This window comes from Mycobacterium sp. HM-7 (assembly GCF_053852335.1).
The window spans coordinates 5,739,309-5,762,061 of sequence record NZ_CM132657.1 but is presented as its reverse complement, the minus strand read 5'-3'; the positions used below and the strand labels follow the sequence as shown (position 1 = coordinate 5,762,061).

General features: G+C 67.5%; 17 protein-coding genes. 4 read left to right on the top strand and 13 right to left on the bottom strand.

The genetic code is table 11. The features are described from left to right. Window positions 1-5: 5 nt before the first annotated feature. The gene (glgC, locus tag ACWW1C_RS27700) at window positions 6-1,244 is read right to left on the bottom strand and encodes a glucose-1-phosphate adenylyltransferase (protein WP_455981233.1); all 1,239 of its coding nucleotides are present in this window, start codon (window positions 1,242-1,244) and stop codon (window positions 6-8) included. Between the two features lie 132 nt (window positions 1,245-1,376). After that, entirely contained in the window at window positions 1,377-2,177 is an 801-nt protein-coding gene (locus ACWW1C_RS27695) for a DeoR/GlpR family DNA-binding transcription regulator (RefSeq protein ID WP_455981232.1), read from the bottom strand. A gap of 126 nt (window positions 2,178-2,303) precedes the next feature. On the opposite strand from ACWW1C_RS27695, the gene ACWW1C_RS27690 reads away from it, so the two are divergent. Next, window positions 2,304-2,780, top strand: a complete 477-nt coding sequence (locus ACWW1C_RS27690; protein ID WP_455981231.1) for a hypothetical protein — start codon at window positions 2,304-2,306, stop codon at window positions 2,778-2,780. A 53-nt stretch (window positions 2,781-2,833) separates the two neighbouring features. On the opposite strand, the gene ACWW1C_RS27685 is transcribed toward ACWW1C_RS27690, so the two are convergent. The 9 genes from ACWW1C_RS27685 to ACWW1C_RS27645 form a co-directional block, all read right to left on the bottom strand. Continuing rightward, window positions 2,834-6,013, bottom strand: coding sequence for an arabinosyltransferase domain-containing protein (locus ACWW1C_RS27685; protein ID WP_455981230.1), 3,180 nt, complete (start codon window positions 6,011-6,013; stop codon window positions 2,834-2,836). Window positions 6,014-6,024: 11 nt separating this feature from the next. Further along, window positions 6,025-9,279, bottom strand: a complete 3,255-nt coding sequence (locus tag ACWW1C_RS27680; protein ID WP_455981229.1) for an arabinosyltransferase domain-containing protein — start codon at window positions 9,277-9,279, stop codon at window positions 6,025-6,027. Window positions 9,280-9,373: 94 nt separating this feature from the next. Further along, a complete protein-coding gene (locus ACWW1C_RS27675; RefSeq protein WP_455981228.1) occupies window positions 9,374-9,769 on the bottom strand; it encodes a hypothetical protein in 396 nt (131 codons plus the stop codon). A 123-nt stretch (window positions 9,770-9,892) separates the two neighbouring features. Continuing rightward, on the bottom strand, window positions 9,893-10,555 hold the full coding sequence (locus ACWW1C_RS27670) for a DUF4185 domain-containing protein (protein ID WP_455981227.1): 663 nt from the start codon (window positions 10,553-10,555) through the stop codon (window positions 9,893-9,895). Between the two features lie 191 nt (window positions 10,556-10,746). Continuing rightward, the gene (locus tag ACWW1C_RS27665; RefSeq protein ID WP_455981226.1) at window positions 10,747-13,944 is read right to left on the bottom strand and encodes an arabinosyltransferase domain-containing protein; all 3,198 of its coding nucleotides are present in this window, start codon (window positions 13,942-13,944) and stop codon (window positions 10,747-10,749) included. Between the two features lie 11 nt (window positions 13,945-13,955). After that, entirely contained in the window at window positions 13,956-15,842 is a 1,887-nt protein-coding gene (locus ACWW1C_RS27660) for a galactan 5-O-arabinofuranosyltransferase (RefSeq protein WP_455981225.1), read from the bottom strand. Further along, a complete protein-coding gene (locus ACWW1C_RS27655; protein ID WP_455981224.1) occupies window positions 15,842-16,621 on the bottom strand; it encodes a decaprenylphospho-beta-D-erythro-pentofuranosid-2-ulose 2-reductase in 780 nt (259 codons plus the stop codon). The genes ACWW1C_RS27660 and ACWW1C_RS27655 overlap by 1 nt, the downstream gene beginning before the upstream one ends. Window positions 16,622-16,639: 18 nt before the next feature. Then, window positions 16,640-18,052, bottom strand: a complete 1,413-nt coding sequence (locus ACWW1C_RS27650; protein WP_455981223.1) for an FAD-binding protein — start codon at window positions 18,050-18,052, stop codon at window positions 16,640-16,642. A 25-nt stretch (window positions 18,053-18,077) separates the two neighbouring features. After that, entirely contained in the window at window positions 18,078-18,545 is a 468-nt protein-coding gene (locus ACWW1C_RS27645) for a GtrA family protein (protein WP_455981222.1), read from the bottom strand. A 28-nt stretch (window positions 18,546-18,573) separates the two neighbouring features. On the opposite strand from ACWW1C_RS27645, the gene ACWW1C_RS27640 reads away from it, so the two are divergent. Next, window positions 18,574-19,197: an HD domain-containing protein gene (locus tag ACWW1C_RS27640; protein WP_455981221.1), complete on the top strand. Its 624-nt coding sequence runs from the start codon at window positions 18,574-18,576 to the stop codon at window positions 19,195-19,197. Here ACWW1C_RS27640 and pdxR read toward each other — a convergent pair. Then, entirely contained in the window at window positions 19,187-20,608 is a 1,422-nt protein-coding gene (pdxR, locus tag ACWW1C_RS27635) for a MocR-like pyridoxine biosynthesis transcription factor PdxR (RefSeq protein ID WP_455981220.1), read from the bottom strand. The genes ACWW1C_RS27640 and pdxR overlap by 11 nt on opposite strands. Window positions 20,609-20,657: 49 nt before the next feature. On the opposite strand from pdxR, the gene ACWW1C_RS27630 reads away from it, so the two are divergent. Continuing rightward, window positions 20,658-21,140 carry a carboxymuconolactone decarboxylase family protein gene (locus ACWW1C_RS27630; RefSeq protein WP_455981219.1) on the top strand — a complete coding sequence of 161 codons (483 nt, stop codon included), beginning with the start codon at window positions 20,658-20,660 and terminating at the stop codon, window positions 21,138-21,140. On the opposite strand, the gene ACWW1C_RS27625 is transcribed toward ACWW1C_RS27630, so the two are convergent. Beyond that, complete coding sequence (locus ACWW1C_RS27625; protein WP_455981218.1) at window positions 21,109-22,008, bottom strand: alpha/beta fold hydrolase; 900 nt, start codon at window positions 22,006-22,008, stop codon at window positions 21,109-21,111. The genes ACWW1C_RS27630 and ACWW1C_RS27625 overlap by 32 nt on opposite strands. A 79-nt stretch (window positions 22,009-22,087) precedes the next feature. Between ACWW1C_RS27625 and ACWW1C_RS27620 the strand changes: the two genes are divergently transcribed. Beyond that, entirely contained in the window at window positions 22,088-22,717 is a 630-nt protein-coding gene (locus ACWW1C_RS27620; protein WP_455981217.1) for a winged helix-turn-helix transcriptional regulator, read from the top strand. The last annotated feature ends 36 nt before the right edge of the window (window positions 22,718-22,753 follow it).

Below are 22,753 nucleotides of genomic sequence, written 5' to 3'. Positions count from 1 at the left end.
GTTGGTCACGCGGTGACCCGTTGGCCTTTACCGACGACCGTTACGCCGCCGTCCGATATGACGAAGCCGCGTGCCCGGTCATGCTCCTTGTCGACGCCGACCTGCGCGCCCGGTGGAATCACGACGTTCTTGTCGACAATGGCGTTGCGTACCAAGGCGTGTGCGCCGACCACGGTGTTGTCCAAGATCACCGAGCGGTCCACAGTGGCGTAGTCCTCCACGCGGACACCCGGCGATAGCACGGATTCGCGGACCAGCGCGCCGGAGATGATCACGCCGTTGGAGATGACGCTGTTGACGGCCCGGCCGACCCGGTCGCCGTCGTCGTGAACGAACTTCGCGGGTGGGTGCGGCGGGATATGCGTGAGGATCGGCCACGCGCTGTTGTACAAGTCGAAAGCCGGGACCACGGCGCACAGGTCCATGTGGGCGTCGTAGTAGGAGTCCAACGTTCCGACGTCGCGCCAGTAGCCGCTGTTCTCGGCATGAGAGCCCGGGACCTGGTTGCTCTGGAAGTCGTAAACCTGGGCGAGGCCTTGGTCGACCATCATCGGCATGATGTCGCCGCCCATATCGTGCTTGCTGAACTCGTCGTCGGCGTCCGTGTGCAGCGCATCGATGAGCGCCTCGGTCGAGAAGATGTAGTTGCCCATCGAGACGAACGATTCGTCGGGAGAGTCGGGCAGGCCCGGTGGGTCCGGCGGCTTTTCCAGGAACGCCTCGACCTGCCGACCGTCGAATGCGGTCTTGATCACGCCGAAGGCACTCGCCTCGGCGCGCGGCACCCGGATTCCGGCGACGGTGGCGGCTGCGCCACCGTCGAGGTGCTGCTTGATCATCTGCCGTGGGTCCATGCGGTACACGTGGTCGGCTCCGAAAACAACGACCAGATCGGGTTTTTCGTCGTGAATGAGGTTCAGTGACTGGTGGATGGCGTTGGCGGAGCCGGTGTACCACTGCGGACCGAGGCGCTGTTGGGCGGGCACCGGGGTGACGTAGTTGCCGAGCAGGCTGCTCATCCGCCATGTCGTGGTGATGTGGCGGTCGAGGCTGTGGCTCTTGTACTGCGTGAGGACGGCGATGCGCAGTACTCCGGCGTTCACCAGGTTCGACAGCGCGAAGTCGACCAGTCGGTACAGTCCGGCGAACGGCACCGCGGGCTTGGCCCGGTCGAGGGTCAGTGGGGACAGCCGTTTGCCTTCGCCTCCGGCCAGGACCAGGCCGAGGATTTTCGGATCAGCCATGTGGGGTTCTCCTTCGGGCAGCGCGCGACGACGCGATGGGATCACCGACGACGCACCGCTGGCGGCGCGTCCGGTGACGTTGGTGCTGGTGAACTCAGAGATTCGCGAAAGTTGTTGGGGTGTTGGTGAATATCACGCCTGCTCCACCGTCACGCCGGCGGCGGAGAGTTCGGAGAGCTGATGGCTGTCGACGTCGGTGTCGGTGATCAGCAGATGGACGTCTTCCAGCCGGCCGTACTGGGCGCCGCTGATGATCCCGAGCTTGCTGTGGTCGGCGAGCAGGACGCGGCGGTGGGCGCACGCGAGCATGCGTCGCTTCACGGCGGCTTCGGATGGGGCGGGCGTCGTGAGCCCGCGGTCGGTGCTGATGCCGTTGGCGCCCAGGAAGGCGACGTCGACGTTGATTTCTGCGAGCGCGCGGGCAGCCCAATCATCAACTTCGGCAAAGGTTTTCGATCGGACCCGGCCGCCCAAGGTGTAGACCGTCAGCTGCGGTCGGCTGAGCAGGGCCAGGGCCTGCGTCAGGGAGTTGGTGTACACGGTGAGTTCGCGGTCGCCGGGAAACAGTTCGACCAGTTGTGCGGTCGTGGAACCCGCGTCGATCAGAACCGACCCACGCTCCGGAAGATGTGCCAGCGCGGCCTTTGCGATGCGGGCCTTCTCGGCGAGGAACTCGGTCCGTGTCTCGACGGCCGGCTCGTAGGAGAGGTAGCCGACCGGCACCGCGCCACCGTGCACCCGTCGTAACAGGCCCTGGCGCTCCAGGAGGATGAGGTCCTTGCGGATGGTCTCGCCCGTCACGCCGAGCTCGGACGCGGTACGGGCGGCGTCGATTCGACCGTCGCGGCGGAGCGTCTCCAGCAATTGCTGTTTGCGCTGGTCGGCGTAGAGGGCGCCGGTCGCATCGCGGGAAGCGGGTCCGGGGGATGTCACGACACCTCCTTCGGCCTGTGATCTGCACCACTTGGATTTGATTGCTAATAATTGCGTTTGATTGGGAATCTGTCAAGGGTGGTTTCCCGCCGTCTCAGACCTGACGCCTGCCCTAGCGTGGAGACGGTGAACAGACGCGCAGGCACCACAGCGATGTGCGCGGTCGTGACCGTCGGCCTCGTCGGCTGCGGCGTCGGGTCCATCGAGGGAACTGCGGTGACCGCAGACTTCGTGCAACCACCCGCGCACTTCGATATCAGTCCGGCGTGCGCGCATGCGCCGGTGACTGTGGAGCAGTTCGTGGGCAGCTGGATGACAGGCAGCAGCGGCGCCGTCGGCTTCGGTAGGGACGGCTCGGCCGTTGTCCAGGAGCGGGCGGTGGGCCGGCGGGGAACCTGGAGCTACCGGCCGCGCGTGCCCGGTGGTCCGTGCTTATTGCAGATGCGGTGGACGGTGGGCTTCGTGGCAGGCAGACCGGACAAGCCCATCGAGCCGCCGTCGGAGTGGGTGCTACAACCCGTGTCGGTGACGCCGACAGCGTTCACCCTGAAGTCGGTCGACAAGGCTGGTGAGCCTGACACCCACTGGTGGCGCTGGAAATGACCTCGAACGCCGAATGGCCTGGGAGGGGCTCGCAGACCACTCGGCGGAACGAGTTAGGGCTTGATTCGCATCTTTCCTGGCGACCACAGCCCGCTGTGGACGGCGGTGCCCAGGTCCAGTTCGGCGGTCGTCGCATCGACGACGGTCGTGAACGCCCGCAGCGAGCCCCAGTCGCGGCCCCAGTCGTCGGACAGGTACGTCGACATCACGTGGGCCTTCAGCAGCACGTCGGTGATGCCCAGCAGGCCGCCGTTGATGCCGTCCTGCCAGGTGTCCGTGTCCTGCTTCTTGGCGGTGTAGTCCGGCGTGATGCGGAACTTCGGCACTTCGGTCACGCCGTTGCGCACCAGCATCGGCTGCTGGCACGGGAACGCCAGGCCGACGGCCCAGTCCATCAGCACCGGCTGCGTCTTGCCGACGTATTCCTCGAGGGTCTTGACCTCGGGCACCCGCGGCGGGGTGACGGCGATCCAGTCGCCCTCGTTGAGTGAGAGGTTCACTGCCACAACACGAACGAACGTGGCGTCGGCCGGAATCTGACCACGGTCGAAGCGCAGGTTGCGCCACGACGGCGTCGGGCCGATGTCGTAAGGCACGACGCGCCCGCCCGCGACGGGATGTCCGTCCGGGCCGGTGCGGCCGTACTCCAGCTCGACGGTCTGGCCTTCGGTGCGGCCCTTGAGCGAGCTGTTGCCGGTGATGGTGCCCGCGGCCGTGACGACCACCAGCGGATGCGCGTCATCAACCTTGGGCAGGCCGTACCAGGCCGACGTCAGCTTGGCCTGCGAGTGCGGGCCCGTGGTGTACGTCCCGGCAACCGGCACGCGGGCGGGATCCAGGCCGTAGGGCAGCGGCACCGTCGACCCGTTGATGCCCGGCGTCTTGAGCTTCGCCGCGGCGTCCCAGTCCGAGTCGGTGCCCGGCATCGGGAAGTCGAGGCGAATCGCCTCGGCGACAATACGATCCGGCACGCCGTTCGGGGTGAAGCCGACCGGAGCGACGCCGCCGAGCGCGCCGAGCGGCCCGTAATCGCCGGCCTGCGGCGTCAGGAAACCGGCGTTCGAATCGGGCTCGACGAGCACGTTGTCGGCCAGCCCGCAGCCACCCTTCAGTGCCCGCAGGTTGCTCGCCAGGTTCGAGTACGTCGGGTATTCGCGCACCGCACCGATGGCCATCGACGCCACACACACCACGACCATGAACGCGGCGGCCAGGGGAATCGGCGCCGCCGTGACCAACCGGGTGAGGCGGCCTTCCGGCCGATCGCTGTTGAAGTGCAGCCAGAACGCCCACACCGCGGTGATCACGAACAGCGCCAAAAAGATTGTGCTGAGCTTGATTCCGCCGACGGCCACCATGTCGTTGTTGAACGGCACGCCGTAGCTGGACACGTACCACCAGCCGTTGGTGGTGGCCGAAACCAATGCCAGCAGGAACAGCACCGCCGAGGTGACGGCCATGCGGTTGCGTGCCGACTTCAGCACCGACCGCGACACCAGCACGGTGGCCACCGCCGCCATCGCGGCGCCCACGGCCGCGAACAGGCCAAAGTGGTGCACCCACTTGGTCGGGGTGAACATCAGACAGAACATGGTGGCGAAGATGATGCCCATCAGGCGCCACACCGGACCGCGGGCGATACCGGGAACCCGCTTGCGCCGCAGGATCATGAACATCGACGTGAAGAGGCTGAGCGCGGTGAGCAGGAAGCCGAAGCGCCGTGTCATCGAGCCGTCGACCGTCGGCAGGAACAGGTAGTAGTACCGCAGATTCTCGGTGTACCAGGCCTGACTCGGGCCGATGGCGGTGCGAATCCTGGTGGCCTCCAACACTCCTGCCGCAGTCTGGTTGACGAACACCACGGTCAGGATCACGAAGCCGGCGGCCAGCAGCGGCATCAGCAGCGGCCAGGTGCCGACCTCGCGGCGCCGCTTCACCAGGATGCGCAGGATCGGGCGACCACCGGCCAGGAGGGCCGCGACGGCGATCAGGCCCGTCGGCTGGATACCCAGGGTGAACGCCGCGCTGATGATGGCCAGGGCGGCCGGGGTCAGCCGGCTGGTGCCGATGGCGCGTTCGATCAGGACGTAGGTGATCAGGGCGCCGGTGGCGATCTGACCCTCGGGGCGCAGGCCGTTGTCGAACGGCATCCACGCGGCCATTAGAACCAGGCCCGCGGCCCACATGGCGGCCTTGCTGCCCGCGACCACGGGGCCGAGTCGGGGGAGCACCTCACGGGACAGCAGCAGCCAGCAGATGAGCGCACAGATCAAGTCCGGCAAGCGGATCCAGATGCTGGCGTCACTGACGTGCGTCATCAGGGCCAGCACGTTGTAGTACCAGCCGAACGGATCCTCGGGGCTACCGAACCAGCGGAAGTAGTTGATCATGTACTGCGCGTGCGGTGCGACGCGCGCCATGCCCAGGATGTAGCCGTCGTCAGATGAGCCGGCGCCCAACACATGCCACAGCAGGAACCCGCCGACCACGACGCCGTCGACGATGTTGAAGGTCCGCCAGCGGCTGGGGATGAGCCGCTGCATGCGGCGGCCGTCGAGCCGGTCGAGCCGCCAAAGGGCCAGCAGTGCAACGATGGTCGCCACGATTCCGCCGAACATCGCGGTGTACTTGATGATGGTCGGGCGGTTGATGAACCGGGTGTCGATCGTGGCCGACACCGAAAGACCCTGCGGCGCAGCGCCCTTCAGGTCGGTGAAGATACCGACGACGGTGGGCCGCAGGTTCGGGTCGGCGAATCCGGTGCGCAGTTCTTTGCCGTCGGGGCCGGTCAGGCCGACGAACGTCGCGAACGTCCCGTTCTGGTCGGAGATGATCTCGATGCGCGAACAGCCCGGGCTACCAATGGCTTTCAGTCGCGGGACACTGGCGATCACCACGTTGCGGTCGGTGATGTCGACCCGGCTGCTGGACACGTTGACCAGCAGCCCGTTCAGTGCGGCCTGCTTGCCGTCCTTGGGTACCGTGCCGAACACCAGGCCACCCGACGGCGGCAGCGTCCGCAGGACGTCGCACGGGATCGTCGCCTTCATCGTCACCGGCGTCTGCGAGATCAGCGGCGCGGTGACGTTGCTGAACTGGCCCTGCTGCGGCCAGTTCAGCTGCGCGGTGCTCTGTACGACCGGCAGCAGCGGCGTCAGCGCCGACAGCACGAAGCCGATCAGGCCCGCGACGATCGCCACCCACCGGGTGACCTTGACTTGCTGTGCGTTCATTCCCGTCCCGGTCATGGCAAGGCCCGGATCGGGCCGCGGCGGCTCCAGCCGTTGACGGTCATGGTGCCTTGGTCAATCGCTGCAGGCGGGGCCACCGATGGCGGCACCACCGGGTCGTACCGCTCGATCGAGCCCCAGTCCCGGTACCAGTCGTTGCGCAGGTATGTCGGGATGGTCGACGTCCGCAACAGTGCCTGGATGAACAGGAACGGGCCGCCCTTCTGCGCGGACTGCCACATGTTCGACGACACCACGACCTGCTTTGTGTTGGGCAGGATGCGGTACTGCGGCAGCTCCGCGACTCCGAGACGCTCGGAGAACGGGCGCTGGCACGGGAAGTTCGCGGCGGTGGCGATGTCCATCAGGATCGGCGTCTGCGACCCGAGGAATTGCTGCGCGCTCTCCAGCGTCGGCACCCGCGGCGGCGTGAACCCGAACCACTGATCTTCGGACAGGTTCGGATCGTCGGCGACGATGCGGGCGACGTTCGCCTCCGGCGGCGCCCACGCCAGCGGGAAACGCAGGTTGCGCCAGGCGTATTGGGAGAAGGTGTCGATGGGCTGGACCTCGCCGAGCGCCTGGTAACTCCCGTCCGGCCGGTGCACGCCCCACTGCAGTTTGAGCGACTGGCCGTAGTGGAACTCGTGCTCTTCGTCGTAGTACCAGATGGCGCCGGCGGCGGCGACGGTCACCAACGGACGGTCCGCGCTGCGCGGCGGCAGCTCGTACCAGGCCGAGGTGGCCTTGGCGGCGACGCCGTTCTCCTTGAAGCTGCCCATCACCGGCGTGCGGGCCGGGTCCAGTCCGAACGGCAGGTACACGTTGGAGCCGTTGACCCCGACCGGGCCGTAGCCGCCGCCGGTGCCGGCCGCGAAGGCGACGCCGACGTTCGGCTTGTTGGGCGAGCCGTCGGAGTTGACGGTGCCGGGGTTGGCGACCACCGGATGCGGCGGGGCGAGCGAGTCGCTGACGCCGTTGGGGGTGAAGCCGACGGGGTTCTCGCCGCCGAGCGGTCCGTACTTGCCCCACGTCTGGCCGGGGACGGGCTGCAGCGTGCCGGCATTCACGTCGGCCTCCACCAGCACGTCGTTGGCCATGGCGCAGCTCTTGTCGGACAACCCCAGTGCGTCCAGGTTGGCCCGTGCGGTCGTGTACTGCGGGTAGCGCTGCACGAAACCCTTGGCCATCGAGCCGACCTCGAGCACGACCATGATCACCGCGACGATGAGCAGCGGGGTCGACGCCAACGCCCGGTTACGGCGCGTCTCGGCGACCTCGGTGTGCCCGGCGTAGTCGATGCGGAAGTGCAGCCAGCCGGCGAGCAGCGCGGAGATGATCGCCAGCACCAGGAACATCGAGGTGACGGGATGGCCGGCCAGTACGGGTTGGCGGTCGAACCACGGCACGCCGTAGTTGCCGACGTAGAACCAGCCGTTGATCCCGGACGTCGCCCAGGCCAGCACGAACAGCAGCGCTGTCACGTACAGCGCCAGGTTCCGTCGGCTGTGCAGCCCGACCGTCGCGAAGGCGAAGGCGATGATCGCGCCGAACGCGCCCGACAGGCCGGCGAACGCACCGAACTGCACTGCCCACTTGGTCGGGGTGAAGTGCAGGAGCAGCAGGCCGAGCATGGTGCTACCGAGCAGCCGCCACACCGGCCCGCTGGCCAGACCGGGCACGCGGCCCTTGCGCAGTAGCAGGGTCAGCGTGGCGAACAGGCACAGCAGCAGGATCAGCACCGAGAACCGGCGGGTCAACGAACTGTCGACGCTGTCCTCGACCGTGAGGAAGTAGTAGCGCAGGAATTCCTGGTACCAGGAGATGGTCGGCCCGACCGTGTATTTGATGCGTGCCGATTCGGCCACGGTCGCCAGGGTCTGGTTCCGGAAGATCACCGTCAGGATCAGCGACGCCGACGCGGCCAGCGTCGCGATCGGCGCCAGCAGACCCGTCCCGGCCCGGCGGCTGCGCACCGTGCGGACCAGAGCGCGGGCGCCGACGAGCAGCGGAGCCAGCGCGATCAGGCCCTGCGGGGCCGTCGTCGCGGTGAACGCCGCCACGATGATCGCGACGGCCGCGGGAGCCAGGCGCCGGGTGGCGATGGAGTATTCGATCAGCACCCAGGTCGCGATCACCCCGAAGGCGATCAGCGGTTCGGGGCGCAGGCCGTTGTTGAACGGGTACCAGGCAGCCAGGAAGACCGCGGCCGCGGTCCAGATGGCGATCGCGTTCGACGAGACGCCCCGTGCGCCGGGGCCGAGCCGCGGCAGCACCCAGCGCGAAAGCAAGGTCCAGGTGGCCATGCCGGCCAGCAGCGCGGGCAGCCGCATCCACACGCCGGCGGTACTGACGCTCGCCAGGTGGGCGAGCACCGACTGGTACCAATCGAAGGGCGCCTCGGAGGCACCGAAGTAGCGGTAGTAGTTGGCGACGTAGCCGGCCTGGCTGGAGACCCGCGCGATGGTCAGGTTGTAGCCGTCGTCCGAGGAGATGGAGCCGATGAGGTGCCAGCCGGCGAGGCCGGTGAACACCGCGATGTCAGCGAGCCAGTGCCAGCGGCTGACCTTCCAGAAGCGCTGCCAGCCGTCATGTACGCGGCGGCCTTCCTGCCGGTCCAGCAGTCCCAGCGCGAGGATCGAGACCAGCGTCAGCAGCACACCGAGCGCCATCGCAGCCGACTTCACGAACGTCGGGACGACGATGAACCGGGTGTCGACGTCGACGCGCGCGGACAGACCGGGCTGCGCGGGCACCTTGAGGCCGGTGAAGATGCCGGCCACCTGGGGCTTCTTCTCCACGCTGCCGGTACCGGCCGCGCCGGGCAGGCCGATGAAGTCGGCGCCGACGCCGCCGTTGGTCGCCCAGAGATGCAGGTTGCTGCACTTCCCGGCGGCGACGTCGGACCGCTTGGCGACCGCGGCGACGGTGTCCCGGAACGCGACGACGACGTCGGTGGCGTTGGCGCGGACGAACAGGCCGTTGCGGCTGGCGTCGATGCCGTCGGGCGGGATCGTCGAGAAGACCAGACCGCCCTCGGCGGGCAGGGTGGCGATGGCCGCGCACGGGATGGAGACATCCAGCGCGAGCGGCGCACCCGACACCAGCGGGGCGGTGAGATCAGAGACGTTTCCGTTGGCGTTTGGGGCTTGGGGCCACAACACGGTCGCGGTCGTCTGCTTGACGGGCAGCAGTGGGGTCAGCGCGCAGAGCAGCAGACCGGCAAGGCCCGCGATGATCGCGACGAGACGGGCAGTCCTGGCAGGCACGAGGCTCAAGACTAGGCGACAGTTATATGTGGCCTGGCCCACTGACGGGGAATGTCGAGCTAGTTGGCCGGAATGTGACCCTCGCTGGGTCTCGCTATCCGGTGTGTTTCAGCCAGCCCGACCACGACGGCGAGAGGATGAAGCCCTCGTTCTCGGAGTCTTTGCATGCGGTCAGGCCTACTCCATCAACCCCGCAGGTCACACCACCCACCGCAATCGAGTGCATCGGGGGGAGTTGCTTGATTGGCGTGCCATGAACTGAGTTGTTCACGAATTGGGTCGAGCCGGCCCGCTGGATTCCACTGACTGTGTCGACGTAGGTGTAAGGGTTCTTGTCCTTGCTCTGAATCCCAGGCAGGTTGTCGCCGATGCATCCCGCTGATCCGTCCGTGAAAGTGCACGGAATGCCATCAGGGGTAAGGAAATACACGACTGAGATCGAGGGTCCACCGGTATTGGCTAGTTCGATGGTGTAGTCCGCGGGATTCACGGGTGTGTACTTGCCCAAATCCGGGAACGCCGGCGGACCGGCCTGGGCTGCACAAGCCGTCACTAGTGCGATCGCCGAAGCGCTCAGAGCTGCAGTGAAACATCTGGCAAGCACTGTTCGTTCCTATCGGTTCGGATTTACTTGGAATTGCTCGACCGCATATGTGTCGTTTGTGGTCGTGTTCCACTGGCTGATGAGGACATTCAAGTTGTTCAGCGTCGATCCCGGCATGATGTAGCCGCCATAGTTTTGAGGATATTGGCCGGGGATGCGGTCTTCCCATCGTCCACCCGGCGCTACGACTGTCGGGCGCCCGTCGAATATTCGTGCAGGATTGCTCTCGTCACCGACACGAACTTCAGTGCCGAAAGTTGATTGGTTGAATCCAGACAAGACCGGCCGCCCTTCGACTTCGCGGAAGCTGAGTTCACCAAACCGGTTTCCTTGACTGATTTCAGCCCTGGACAATTGCCCTGCGTCACCGTACGTGCCATCGCCGAGCAGCGGCCGCCACTTGCTTCGGTCCCAAGCGTCGGCGGGGTTGTCGACCTGATACATGGTGATGCCACGGCTGCGGTCGAACGAGTCTGCGGCGATGTGCACCTTTCCGTCCGATCCCTGGTAGGCGCTGATTTGCGACGGGGAGTTCCCGTGTATTCCTTGCACACGCCACGGCTCGTCCTTGGTGGGCGCAGGGACCGAATCCCACGCGCGGTAGCTACCGGGAATCATCTGCCAACCCTTTGCCGGGTCGTTGTTCACCTCGACGAGCCACGAGCCGCCCATGGGTTGAAGGTGTCCGTCGGTAGCGACGACCATCATGTAGCTCTTGCCGCACCAAGAACCACTCGAGCCTGACTCAACGGCGCTTTTCGGGCTCGTTCACCGCCACCCAGTCAGGAACGGCGTGCTTTCTGCAGTGACCATGTGGCAGGAGAGCCGACACGCCGAGAACCGCAGTCGATGCGTGCCGGCTACTACGAATGCCGCAGCGGCGCCGGGGCCCACAGCCCACTACGCGTGGCGGTGCCGAGGTCGATCTTGGCCGGCTGCGCGTCCGGGTAGTACTGCGTGAACTGTTGCAGCGAGCCCCAGTCGCGGAACCAGTCGTCCTTCAGATACGTCGGCACCGGCATGGCTTTGAACAGGAGCTCGGTGATGCCCAGCGGGCCACCGCCGAGGTAGTCCATGACGGGTGAGTTGGCCTCGGCGCCGAAGCGGTCCGGCAGGATGCGCCACTTGGGCACCTCGGTCACGCCGTTGTCGTGGCCGAATGGCCGCTGGCACGGGAACGCCAGGCCGACCAGCCAGTCCAGCATCACCGGGTCTTTGGAACCGACGACGTCCTGCAGGGTGCGCAGCTTCGGGATGCGCGGCGGGGTCAGCGCGATCCAGTGCTGCGGTGCGAGGTCGTCGTCGGTGGCGACGACGCGGATCACGGTGGCGTCGCGCGGGATGGCGGCCATGGGGGCGCGCAGGTTGCGCCAGGCCGGTGCCGCGCCCACATCGGCGAAGCCGACGGCGCCGGCGATCTTGCCTGCGGCGGCTTGCGCATCGGTGGCGTACTCGACGCGGACCTCGCCCTGGTTGAACCGGCCCGCGGCGGAAGCGACCAGCAGCGGCCCGGCCTGATCGCGCGGCGGCAACCGGTACCAGCCCGAGCGCATGCGCGCCGGGATCTGAACGCCGGGCCGCCAGCTGCCCAGCACCGGCGTGGTGGCCGGATCCAGGTTGTAGGGGAGCTTGGCGCGGGAACCGTTGACGCCCATCCCCGCGGTGGTGCCGCCTTCGGTGCCCGGCTCCGCGCCGCTGACGGGGCCGCCGTCGCTGTCGGCGAAGTTGGTGCCGCCGGGTGTCTCCATGACGGGGTCTGCGGAGACGTCCGACGGAATTCCGTTGGGGGTGAAGCCTTCTGCGCCACCGGCGCCGAGCGCGTCCCCGACAGTCGCGGACTGCGGGACGAGCTTGCCGGCGTTGGGGTCCTGCTCGACCATGACGTCGTCGGCCAGGCCGCAGGTCTTACCGGTCAGCGCCTGCAGGTTGGACCGGCCGACCGACCAGGCGGGCCACTGCTGGGTCATGCCGAGGGTCAGGGACACCACCTCGAACAACACGATGATCCATGACGCGATTGCCAAGGGCGCCTGGGGAATCCGGCGACTGACCGGTCTCTCGGGATCGTGGTCGTAGAAGTGCAGCCAGGCCGCCCACAGGAGCGTCAGGAAGGACAGTCCGAACAGGAAGGTGGTGAAGCCGAAGTGCCACTCCGGGAACTGATTCGACCACGGCACACCGAAGTTGGAGACGTACCACCAGCCGTTCACGGTGGCGAACGACAGGGCCATGACGAACAGCACGGTCGCGGTGAACATCGCGCGGTTGCGGCGCGACCGCATGGCGACGGTGCCGACCGCGATGGCGGCCAAAGCGCCCAACGATCCGGCCAGCCCGGCGAACACCCCGAAGTGGTGCGTCCACTTGGTGGGCGTGAACATCATCGCCAGGAACGAGATGATCGTGATGCCGACGATGCGGCGGGCCGGTCCGGCGGCGGTGCCAGGAATTCGCCCCTTGCGCAACGACATTGCCAGCGACACGGCCAGCGCGAGCAGCAGCGTCAGCACCGCGAACCGGCGGGCCACCGAGCCGTCGGGGCTGGTGGTGAACAGCCGCTCGTAGCGGATGTGTTCGTCGAACCAGCTCAGTGCGGGGCCGACGGTGGTCTTGAAGGAACTGGCGTCGATCTCGGCGGCCAGCGTCTGGTCACGGAAGATCAGGATCGCCGTCACGGTGCCCGCGGCCAGGATCGGGGCCAGCAGCGCCAGGTAGCCGAACCTCGAAGTATGCCGCGCCACAATCGTTTTCAGCGGACCGACAGCGACGAGCAGGGCGCCGATCGCGGCGATGCCCGTCGGGCCGGAGAACAACGTCAGCGCGCCGATGATGATCGCGATGGCCACGGGCAGCAGCCGGCTGGTGGCTACGCCGCGCTCCACCGAGCACCAGGTCAGCAGGATACCGAGGGCGATGATCGGCTCCGGCCGGATGCCGTTGTTCAGCGGGAGCCAGAAAGCGAGAAACATGCCGGCGGCGGTCCAGGCCGCGGCGCGGCTGTTCTTGACAGCGTGGCCGAGGCGGGGGAGCACCTCGCGGCTGATCACCCACCAGCAGGCCAGGGCCATGAGAAGGGTCGGGAGGCGCATCCAGACGCTCGACGTGGACACGTGCGCCCACAGCGCCAGCAGGTCGTAGTACCAACCGAACGGAGCCTCCGGCGTGCCGAACCAGCGGTAGTAGTTGGCCATGTAGCCGGCGTGTTCCGAGACCCGGGCCATGGTCAGGATGTAGCCGTCGTCGGAGGTGTTGGCGCCGACGAAGTGCCACCAGACCAGAGTCGCCGCCACGACGCCGTCGAGCGGCTTGACCGACCACCAGCGCGACGGCAGGAAGCGTTTGTGCCGGACGCCGTCGGCACAGTCCAACACGTGCAGGGCGCTCAGCGCGACGACCGTCAGCACCACCCCGAAGATCATCGCCAGCATCTTCAGCAGGGTCGGCGAGGTGCTGTAGCGCGAATCGATCGTGGCCGAGAACGTCAGTCCCGGCGGGGCCGCACCGGACAGGTCGGTGAAGACGCCGACGATCTGCGGGCGGAAGTCGTAACCGCTCAGCTCACCACGCAGCGGCTTGCCGGGGTTTCTGTCCTTCGGTCCCTGCACCAGGCCGACGAGCTCGCCGGTGACCTTGTCGGCGTGCGCGCTGAATCTCAGTTCCTTGCACGCGGGGCTCAGTACCTGGGTCAGGGGTGCGCTGACGACCGGGGTGTTGCGCACGATGACCAGCAGGTCGCCGCCCACGCGCTCGATCAGCAGGCCGCGGTCGACGGCTTTGGGTGCCTGCTTGGGCACCGTGGACAGCAGCACCGTAGCGGGGCCGGTGAGGCCGGCCGCCGTCGAACACGGGATGGTGATGTCGAGGTCGGTGGCGACGTAGCCGATCAGCGGCGCATCGACGCTCTTGAGGACGCCCGCCTGCGGCCAGTTCAGCTGTGCCGTGGTCTGGGTGACGGGCAACAGCGGCGTCGCCATCGCCAGGAACGCGCCGAGCAGTCCGGCGACGATCGCGATCCACCGCGCTGTGCGGTGATTGCGCTCTACCTCAGGTTCCCCGGCCACGGGGCTAGATGTTAGTGGCCGCTACGGATGGCCAGCACAAACGGGCCGATATCGGTCACCTGCCAGTGCTTGCTGTCGAACAGCCGCTCGTCGAGTGCCACCTGGTAGCGGCGCACGTTGGGCTGGTTGGGGTAGACGTCCTCGGCCAGCCGCAGCGTGTAGGTGCCGGTGCCGCCGTGGCGCATCAGGAACACCGTCGGCGCCTGCCAGGGCAGCGTGTCGAGGGCCTTGGCGAAGTCGTCGGGGCTGGTCATGGTCGCCCAGCTCTCGATGGCGCCGGAGCGTTCCTTGAACTGCGCCAGCGGGTTCGCGTAGTGCGACGTCAGCCCCTGGAACCCGTAGTAGGGGTAGTAGGACAGGAAGCTGTAGTCGGCCGTCATCACGACGGTCTCGCTGCGGGGCTTGCCCGTCGCGGCGGTGATCTTGCGGTCGATCTCCTGGTAGAACCGCTCGGAACCGGGCGGGCGGCGGTCGGCACGCTGGCCGTAACCGTCGGTGTCCGTGTAGGCGACGGCGATGTCGGGCCGCAGGATGTCGGGGATCGCCTGGCTGAACGACACCGCGCCGATCGCGCCGACGGTGGCGGCCACGGCGATGATCCGGTTGGTGGTCGGCTGCGCGTACCGGTTCGCCAGCGCGCGGGCGGCCTCCAGGAAGCCGAAGGTGCCGGCCGCGACGAGCAACACCAGCAGGGTCGGCTGCAGCCGGAACGACAGCAGCGTGGTGCGGGCCAGGGTGGCCAGCATCGACAGCAGCGACCATGCGTACACCGACACCACGGCCATTCCCAAGGCGGCCGCGCGGGTCGAGCTGCGGCCCTTCACCACCAGCCACAGGGTTCCGAGGAGACACATGACGCCGAGGAGGGTGGCGTCGAGCATGGGGAAGGTGAGCTGCGCGCCGGACATCGGCAGGTAGTGCTGCGCGGTGCCCTTGTCGGCGGGGTGGCCCTTGAGCACGGCCAGGTAGTACGGCGCCCAGTGGATGGCGGCGATGACGCCGGAGATGACGGCGATGACGGCGACCCGGATCAGCGGCTGGAGTTGGCGCCGGGAGGCAGCCAGCAGTAGTGCCATCAGCGCGAGGGTGAAGGCCACGTAGCCGAACAGCAAGGTATAGAACAGCGCGGCGATGCCGAGGAAGAACCCGGTACCGAGAATTGCAGCGTAGCCCCGGCGTGCGCTAGTGCTCGCCTCCGGCGAGGTCGCTTTCAGGCCCGACCACGCCAGCACGAACACCGGCGGCAGCAGCACCACGAGGACTGCCGAGTACGGCTCGGTCGACGAGTAGGCCAGCGTCACCGCGGCGGTGGCGGTCGTGACGGCCAGGGCGTACTCGAAGCGAATCATGGCCGCCCACAAGACGAATGCGGCCACGATCGCGGCGGTGATCGTGACGACCGCCCACGGCTTGAACATCTCCCACGCCGGGGTTCCGGTCAGTGCGGCCACCCGGCCGCCGAGCCAGAACCAGCCCGACGGGTAGTACGGCGGCAGCCCCAGATACGTCATGTCATGTGGCACAGCGGTATCCGCGAGGCGCGTCAGGTACTCGGTGCGGAACTGCTGGTCGACCGAGATGCCGAACAGGTACAGCTTGGTGGCGCCCAACGGCATGCCCAGGGTGACGACCGAGAACGCCGCCAACAGGGACGTGGCCGCCAGTTTGGCGCTCTTGTGCCAGCCACGGCGCCAGGCCCACCCCGTGAGCAGCAGCCCGATCAGCACGGCGCACTGGCCGGCGGTGGTCAGGGCGTGCAACTGGTTGGACGAGTTGAACGCTGGCCATTGCACGCGCGCTATCGCTTGCAGCGCAACGACCGTGATGATCACTGCCAGTGCCATCGCGGCCAGCATCTGGCCGCTCACCCTGGCGCTCGCGGCCAGCGCGCTGCGCATCAGAGCGGAAGTTTGCGGAAGACCGACCGCGGGATGTGCCGGATGACGGCCATCAGGTACCGCACCGGGTTGGGCGCCCAGATGAGCTCCTTGCCCTTGGCGGCGGCAGCGACGGCCTGGTTGGCGACGTCTTCCTTGTCGACCGTGAACGGCGCCTCCTTGGCGCCGGTGGCCTTCCAGTGCTCCAGCGTCGTCGTGGTGCGGACCTGGCCGGGGCGGATCACCAGCACGCGAACCCCGAACTCCCGCAAGGCCTCTCCGAGGCCCAGGTAGAAACCGTCGAGACCGGCCTTGGTCGAGCCGTACACGAAGTTGGAGCGACGGACCCGTTCGCCGGCGACCGACGACATCGCGATGATCTGCCCGAAGCCCTGCGCCTTCATCTTGTCGCCGACCAGCACGCCGACGGAAACCGCAGCGGTGTAGTTGATCTGGGCGGTCAGCACGGCCTTGGACTGGTTCTGCCACAGTTCTTCGGCGTCGCCGAGGATGCCGAACGCGACGATCGCGACGTCGACATCGCCCTGTGTCCAGGCGGATTCGATGACCGCCGGGTGCGACTTGGTGTCCAGCGCGTCGAAGTCGAGGTACACGACCTCCTTGGCGCCGGCCGCCTCCATCTGAGCGATGGCGGCGTCGCGCTTCGGGGCGCCCGGTAGGTCGGCGAGGATCACGCGGGCCTTGGCGTTCTTGAGGTAGCGCTCGACGATGGCCAGGCCGATCTCCGAGGTCCCGCCGAACAGCAGAATGGTCTGCGGGTTGCCGGTTGCGTCAATCATGGGTTTCCTTTTCAAGATTCAGAGGAGCTCGAGCCGGCGGGCCATGTCCGAGGCGAACACGCCGTTCGGGTCGGCTTTGCGGCGGGTGGCGATCCACTCGTCGATCCGCGGGTACATCCGGTGGAAGCTCTCGGCGCTGACGCGGGAGTCCTTGGCGGTGTAGACGCGACCGCCGAATTCCATTGCGCGCTTGTCGAGTTCGTTGAGGAACTCGTTGACGCCCGGCCGGTTCGGGAAGTCGAGGGCCACATTCCAGCCCTGCATCGGGAAGCTCAGTGGCGCCTTGTTGCCCGGGCCGAACAGCTTGAAGACGTTCAGTGCCGAGTACTGCTTCTGGGTGTGCATCCAGCGGATGATGCCCTTGAACTCTTCGAGCGCATCGGGCGGAACCAGGAACTGATGCTGCGCGAAACCTGCTGGGCCGTAGGCATATTGCCAGCCCGAGGTGATGTCCAGCATGTGGTAGAACTGCGTCAGGTTGACGATCTTGCCCTGGTAGTTGCCGCTCATCCGGTAGAACGCCTCGCCGATCATGGAGAGCGAGAGCTTGTTCATGAAGCTGACCGGGAACAGGTTGGGGATCGACGGCAGCTGGGGTGCGGTGAACTTCAGCGGGTCCTTCGCCAGCTTGGCGGGCAGCTGATCCACCTTGGCGAGGCTGCCCCGGCTCACCGCGGCGCGGCCGAGCTTGGGCTCCGGGCTGATCAGGTCGAACCAGGCGCTGGAGTACGTGTAGTTGTCCTCGCTGCCGTCCTGGTGCACCGCGACGGTTTCTTCCAGGTCGGCGGTGGCGATGCCGTCGGCGATGAAATACGCGCTCTCCGTGCGGGTCATCTTGATGCGCGCCCGGATCACGATGCCCGTCAGCCCGTTTCCGGCGACGGTGGCCCAGAAGAGCTCGCTGTCCGGACCGTCGGGGGTGATGGTGTGCACCTCGCCGTCGGCCATCAGCAGGTCCAGCGACAGCACGTGATTGCCGAAGCTGCCTGCGCTGTGATGGTTCTTGCCGTGGATGTCGGAGGCGATCGCGCCGCCGACGGTGACCTGGCGGGTGCCCGGCAGCACCGGAACCCACAGGCCGAACGGCAGCGCCGCCTTCATCAACTGGTCCAGGCTGACCCCGGCGTCGACGTCGGCGATGGCGGTCTCGGAGCTGATCGAATGGATCCGGTTCAGCGCCGTCATATCGACGACGATGCCGCCGCCGTTGCACGCCTGGTCTCCGTAGGATCGGCCGAGGCCGCGGCCGAGGATGCCTCGGCGCAGGTGGGCGGGGCTGGAAGAGTTTGCGTCCGCAACCCGCTTGACCGCCTCGGCGATCACTGAGACATCGGGTGTGGACAGCACGTTTGCCACGGACGGTGCCGTGCGGCCGAACCCGGTGAGGGCGCGGCGCGTCAGGGGCAGCGTGGCGTCAGGCTGGGTAGACATAACGGTCAAAGGGTACCGGCCAACGTCACTTCAGCCGGAAAATCACCGCGCGCTGCACCACGAAGTTGATCACTGTCGCGGTTCCCTGGGCGATGACAAAGGCCACGGGCCGCCGCCAGGACTCGCCCTCGAATTGCAGATAGAACAGCTGATTGATGCCGACCTGCAGGCCGAAGGTGACTGCGTACAAGATCACAACCGCGATGAATCGCGCCCGGCTCGGTTCCGCCTGGAAGGTCCAGCGCCGGTTGATCAGGTAGGCCGTGGTCGTGCCCGCGATGAAGCTGAGCGTCTTCGCGATGAGCGTGGCTCGGGCGTCCGGCATGCCGTTCGCCACGAAAACCGAGCTGAGCAGCGCGTACAGGCCGTAGTCGACGACTGCGGACAGGCCGCCGGTGACGACGAACCGCCAGGCCTGCGTCACCAGTCCGAGGGACGCCTCGACGGCTTTTTCGGCGCTGTGTTCGGCGGGGATATCGACTGGCTCGGCCACCGGGGCAGCTTACGTGCACCATGGAGACGTGACCGATTTGCTCCAGGCATGGCACACGCTGCTGGCGCGACATTCTGTGTCGCCGCGCATCGATGACGTGGGGGCGGCACTCCTGGGCCGTTGGGCCGAGCCGCACCGCAGTTACCACGACCTGAGCCACCTGCGCGGCATCCTGGCCGGCGTGGACGCCCTGGAGGCCTTCGCGGATGATCCTGACGCGGTGCGCCTGGCCGCCTGGTACCACGACGCGGTGTACGTCGGCCGGTCCGACGATGAAGAGAACAGCGCCCTGCTCGCCGAGTCGGAGCTGACCGATCTGGGCGTGGACCCGGTATTCGTGGCGGAGGTGGGGCGCCTGGTGCGGGTGACCATCACCCATGACCCGGCGGCCGGCGACCACAACGGCCAGGTGCTGTCCGACGCCGACCTGGCGGTGCTGGCCGTGCCGCCGGCGGACTACCAGCACAACACCGCGCGCGTGCGCGCCGAGTACGGCCACGTCACCGATGCCGATTTCGGGTTGTGGCGGGGCCGGATGATCGCGGCGATGCTGGCCGGGCCGTCGCTGTACCGCACGGTCGAGGGGCGACGGCTCTGGGAAGACGCGGCCCGCGTCAATCTCGAGGCGGAGCTGGCGTCGCTCACCGACTGACGGCCACCAGCACGTCGTGCAGCGCGTCGAGCGCCGCGTTGAACTCGTGGTCGGCCGGCGTGCCGAAACTCACCACCACGCCGTCCTGATGCGGCGTATCCGGCGCGGCATCGGGGTGGCGGAGGAGCGCCAGCCCAGACAGCCCGATGCCGGCGTCGGCCGCGCGCCGCATCGCTTCGTGTTCGGTACCGTCCGGCAGGCGGATCAGGGCGTGTAGGCCGGCGGACAGGCCGCTGATCTCGACATCCAGACCGGACAGCCTGGCCGCCAGAGCATCTCGCCGGCGGCGGTAGCTGTTGCGCATCCGGCGGATGTGCTTGTCGTACTGGCCGGATTCGATGAAATCGGCCATGGTCAGCTGGTCGATGGCGTTGACGTAGAACTGCTGGCCGCCCGCTGCCGCCAGTACCGGGTCGATCAGGTTGTCGGGCAACACCATCCAGCCCAAGCGCAGCACCGGCGCCAGGCTCTTGCTCGCTGAGCCGAGGTAGGCCACCCGGTCGGGGTCGAGGCCCTGCATCGAGCCGATCGGCTGCCGGTCGTAGCGGAACTCACCGTCGTAATCGTCTTCCAGGACATAGCCTTTTGCGTGGACGGCCCAGTTGAGGGCGCGGGTGCGCCGCGCGGGATGCAGCGGTACGCCGTGCGGGAAGTGGTGCGCGGGGGTGAGCAGAACCGCTGCCGCGCTGGTGCTTTCGAGGTCGTCGATGACAGCGCCGTGGTCGTCGATCCGGATCGGCACGGTGCCGGCACCACTGTCGGCGATGGCGTCGCGAAACAGGAACAGCCCGTAGTTCTCGACCGCAATCGTATTGGGCGCGAACACTTTCGACAGCAGCTGGACGGCGTGCCGGGTTCCGGCGCAGATGACGATCGACTCGGCCGTGGTGCGGACACCGCGGGCCCGGGCCAGGTAGGTGGCCAGCGCGGTGCGTAGCTCCTGGCGGCCGCGGGCGTCGCCGGTGCGCAGCGCTTCGGTCGGGGCGTTGGTCAGGGCCCGCCGGGCCGACGCCAGCCACGCCTGACGGGGGAAGGCCGCGACATTTCCCGAACCGGGCATGAGGTTGTGGGTGGGGGTGCCCGGCTGGGCGCGTTGTGTTGCCGGTGCCGATTCGGAGTGCGAACCGATGACCCAGGTGCCCGCACCCTGGCGTGAACCGAGCCAGCCTTCGGCAACCAGCTCGGCGTAGGCCTCGGCGACGGTGTTGCGGGCCAATCCGACGTCGGCGGCCAGCGACCGGGACGGCGGCAGCATGGTGCCGGCGGGCAGCCGGCCGGACCGGACGGCGTCTCTCAGCGCCCCGATCAGCTGCTCACGGGTGCCGCGCCGGCCCGGCTGGATGGTCTGGCCGAGGTCCAGATGCAGGTCCAGCCCGGCACCGTTCGTCTCAAAATTGGCCCAGGAAACCATGTATGAATTGAACCATCTTCGCGGGTTTTTGATGGCTAACGTGGATGCCATGACCGAGACACTGAACGCACCGACCGCCACCGCCCACGCCAAGCGCATCGATATCTACGAGGTCGCCCCCGAGCTGTACGCCGGGATGATGGCCTTCAGCAATGCCGCGTCCAAGGAGCTCGATTCGACCATCGGCGAGCTCATCAAGATCCGCGCTTCGCAGATCAACCACTGCGCCTTCTGCCTCGACATGCACGTCCACGACGCGCGCCGTTTCGGCGAGACCGAGCAGCGCCTGGCCCTGGTCGCGGCCTGGGAGGAAGCCGGCGACCTGTTCACCGAGCGTGAGCGGGCCGCGCTGGCGATCACCGAGGCCATCACCGATCTCAGCCATGGCCCCGTGCCGGATGACGTGTACGCGCAAGCGGCTGCCGTGTTCACCGAGCGCGAGCTCGCCCACGTCGTCGGGATGGCCACGGTCATCAACTCGTGGAACCGCCTGAACGCCGCTACACGGAAGGCTGTCGCGCGCCGTCGCTGAAAGCCCGGATGGCAGAGGCGAATTCATCGGGGGCGTCGGACTCGACATAGGTGCCGGCGCCCTCGACGATCACCGTCGTGTGGTCGGGGAAGGTGGCTTCCAGTCGCTCGCGCTCCTGTGTGCGGAACGCGATGTCGGCGTCGCCCCAGATGATGAGCGTCGGCAGTTGCGCGACGGTCGGCAACCCGGCCTCGACCTCCATGAAGAAATCCCGGCTCGCAAGAACCCGGCCCGGGAGCACCGCGGACGCCTGGCGGCGCTCGGCGGTGGCCAGGGCCCGGCGGTAATGGTCCATCTCGGCCTCGGTGGGCTTCCGCCTGTGGTGGCCGGTGGGGATGAACGCGTTGACCAGCAGATTGAGCTGCCGCACGAGGAAGCGCATCGGAAACCCGCCGACGATGCGACCAAAGGCTTCGAAATGCAGGACGCCGTTGACCGGCCAGGCCCAGGTGTTGGCGAGTACCAGCCGATCGAAGACGCCAGGGCGGCGCTGCGTCACCGCCAGGCCGATCATGCCGCCCCAGTCCTGCCCGACGAGCGTGACGTCCTTGAGGTCCAGGGCGTCGACGAACGCGGTGACGACGTCGGCGTGCTCCTCGGGCAGGTAGCGATAACCGGGCTTCGGCGTCGACAATCCGAAGCCGGGGTAGTCGAGGGCAACGCAACGGAAGTCGTTGCGCAGCAATCGGATTACGTCGCGGAAGAGGAATGACCAGGTTGGGTTGCCGTGCAGCATCAACAGCGTGGGGCCGGACCCCTCGTCCACGTAGTGCACGGTGTGGCCGTCGATCTCGATGAAATGGCTCTCGAAGGGGAACAGGTCGTCGTCGACCCAGGCGGGCCGTGTGGTCTGAGCGGTGTTGGTCATGGCAACCCCTGTCGGATCGGCTTCCGGGTATGCTTGAACATCTCACAGTTACTTGAGAAACTCAAGCAGAAGGACGGCGATGCGCAGCTACGGTCAATACTGCGGGCTCGCCCGCTCGCTCGAGATCGTCGGCGATCGATGGAATCTGCTGATCGTTCGTGAACTCTTGATCGCGTCCGCCCGCTATCGCGACCTGATCGATCGTCTTCCGGGCATCGCGACCAATCTGCTTGCCGATCGGCTCCGGGATCTCGAGGCCGCGGGGGTGGTCGAGCGCAGGCTGGCCGGCGAAGGCAGCGCGGTCGAGTACGCGCTGACGCCGTGGGGTGCCGAGCTGCGCCGGCCGATCGAGAGTCTGCTCCGCTGGTCCACGCCGTTGATGGTCAGTGGACCCGCCGGAGGCGACTCCTTCCGGCCCGAGTGGCTGACGCTCGCCGTTCCGGCGCTGCTCGACGGCCGGGTCAAGGTCCGCGCCGCGGCGGCGATCGGTCTCGTGGTCGGCGAGCAGACCCTGCAGTTGCTCGCCACCCGCGCCGGCTTCGAGGTCGGCCCGCATGACGGTCGCAAGCTCGATGCCTCCCTCACGGCCGTCCCCGCCTGCATCCTCGGTCTCGCTGCGGGCGCGCTGTCTCTCGGCGACGCCCGGGTACTCGGGCTCGTCGAAGTCGACGGCGACGAGACGGCCATCCGATCTGTCTTTGGTGCGTGAGCGGACGGCCCGGACCGGCTGATCGGGTAGCAACTC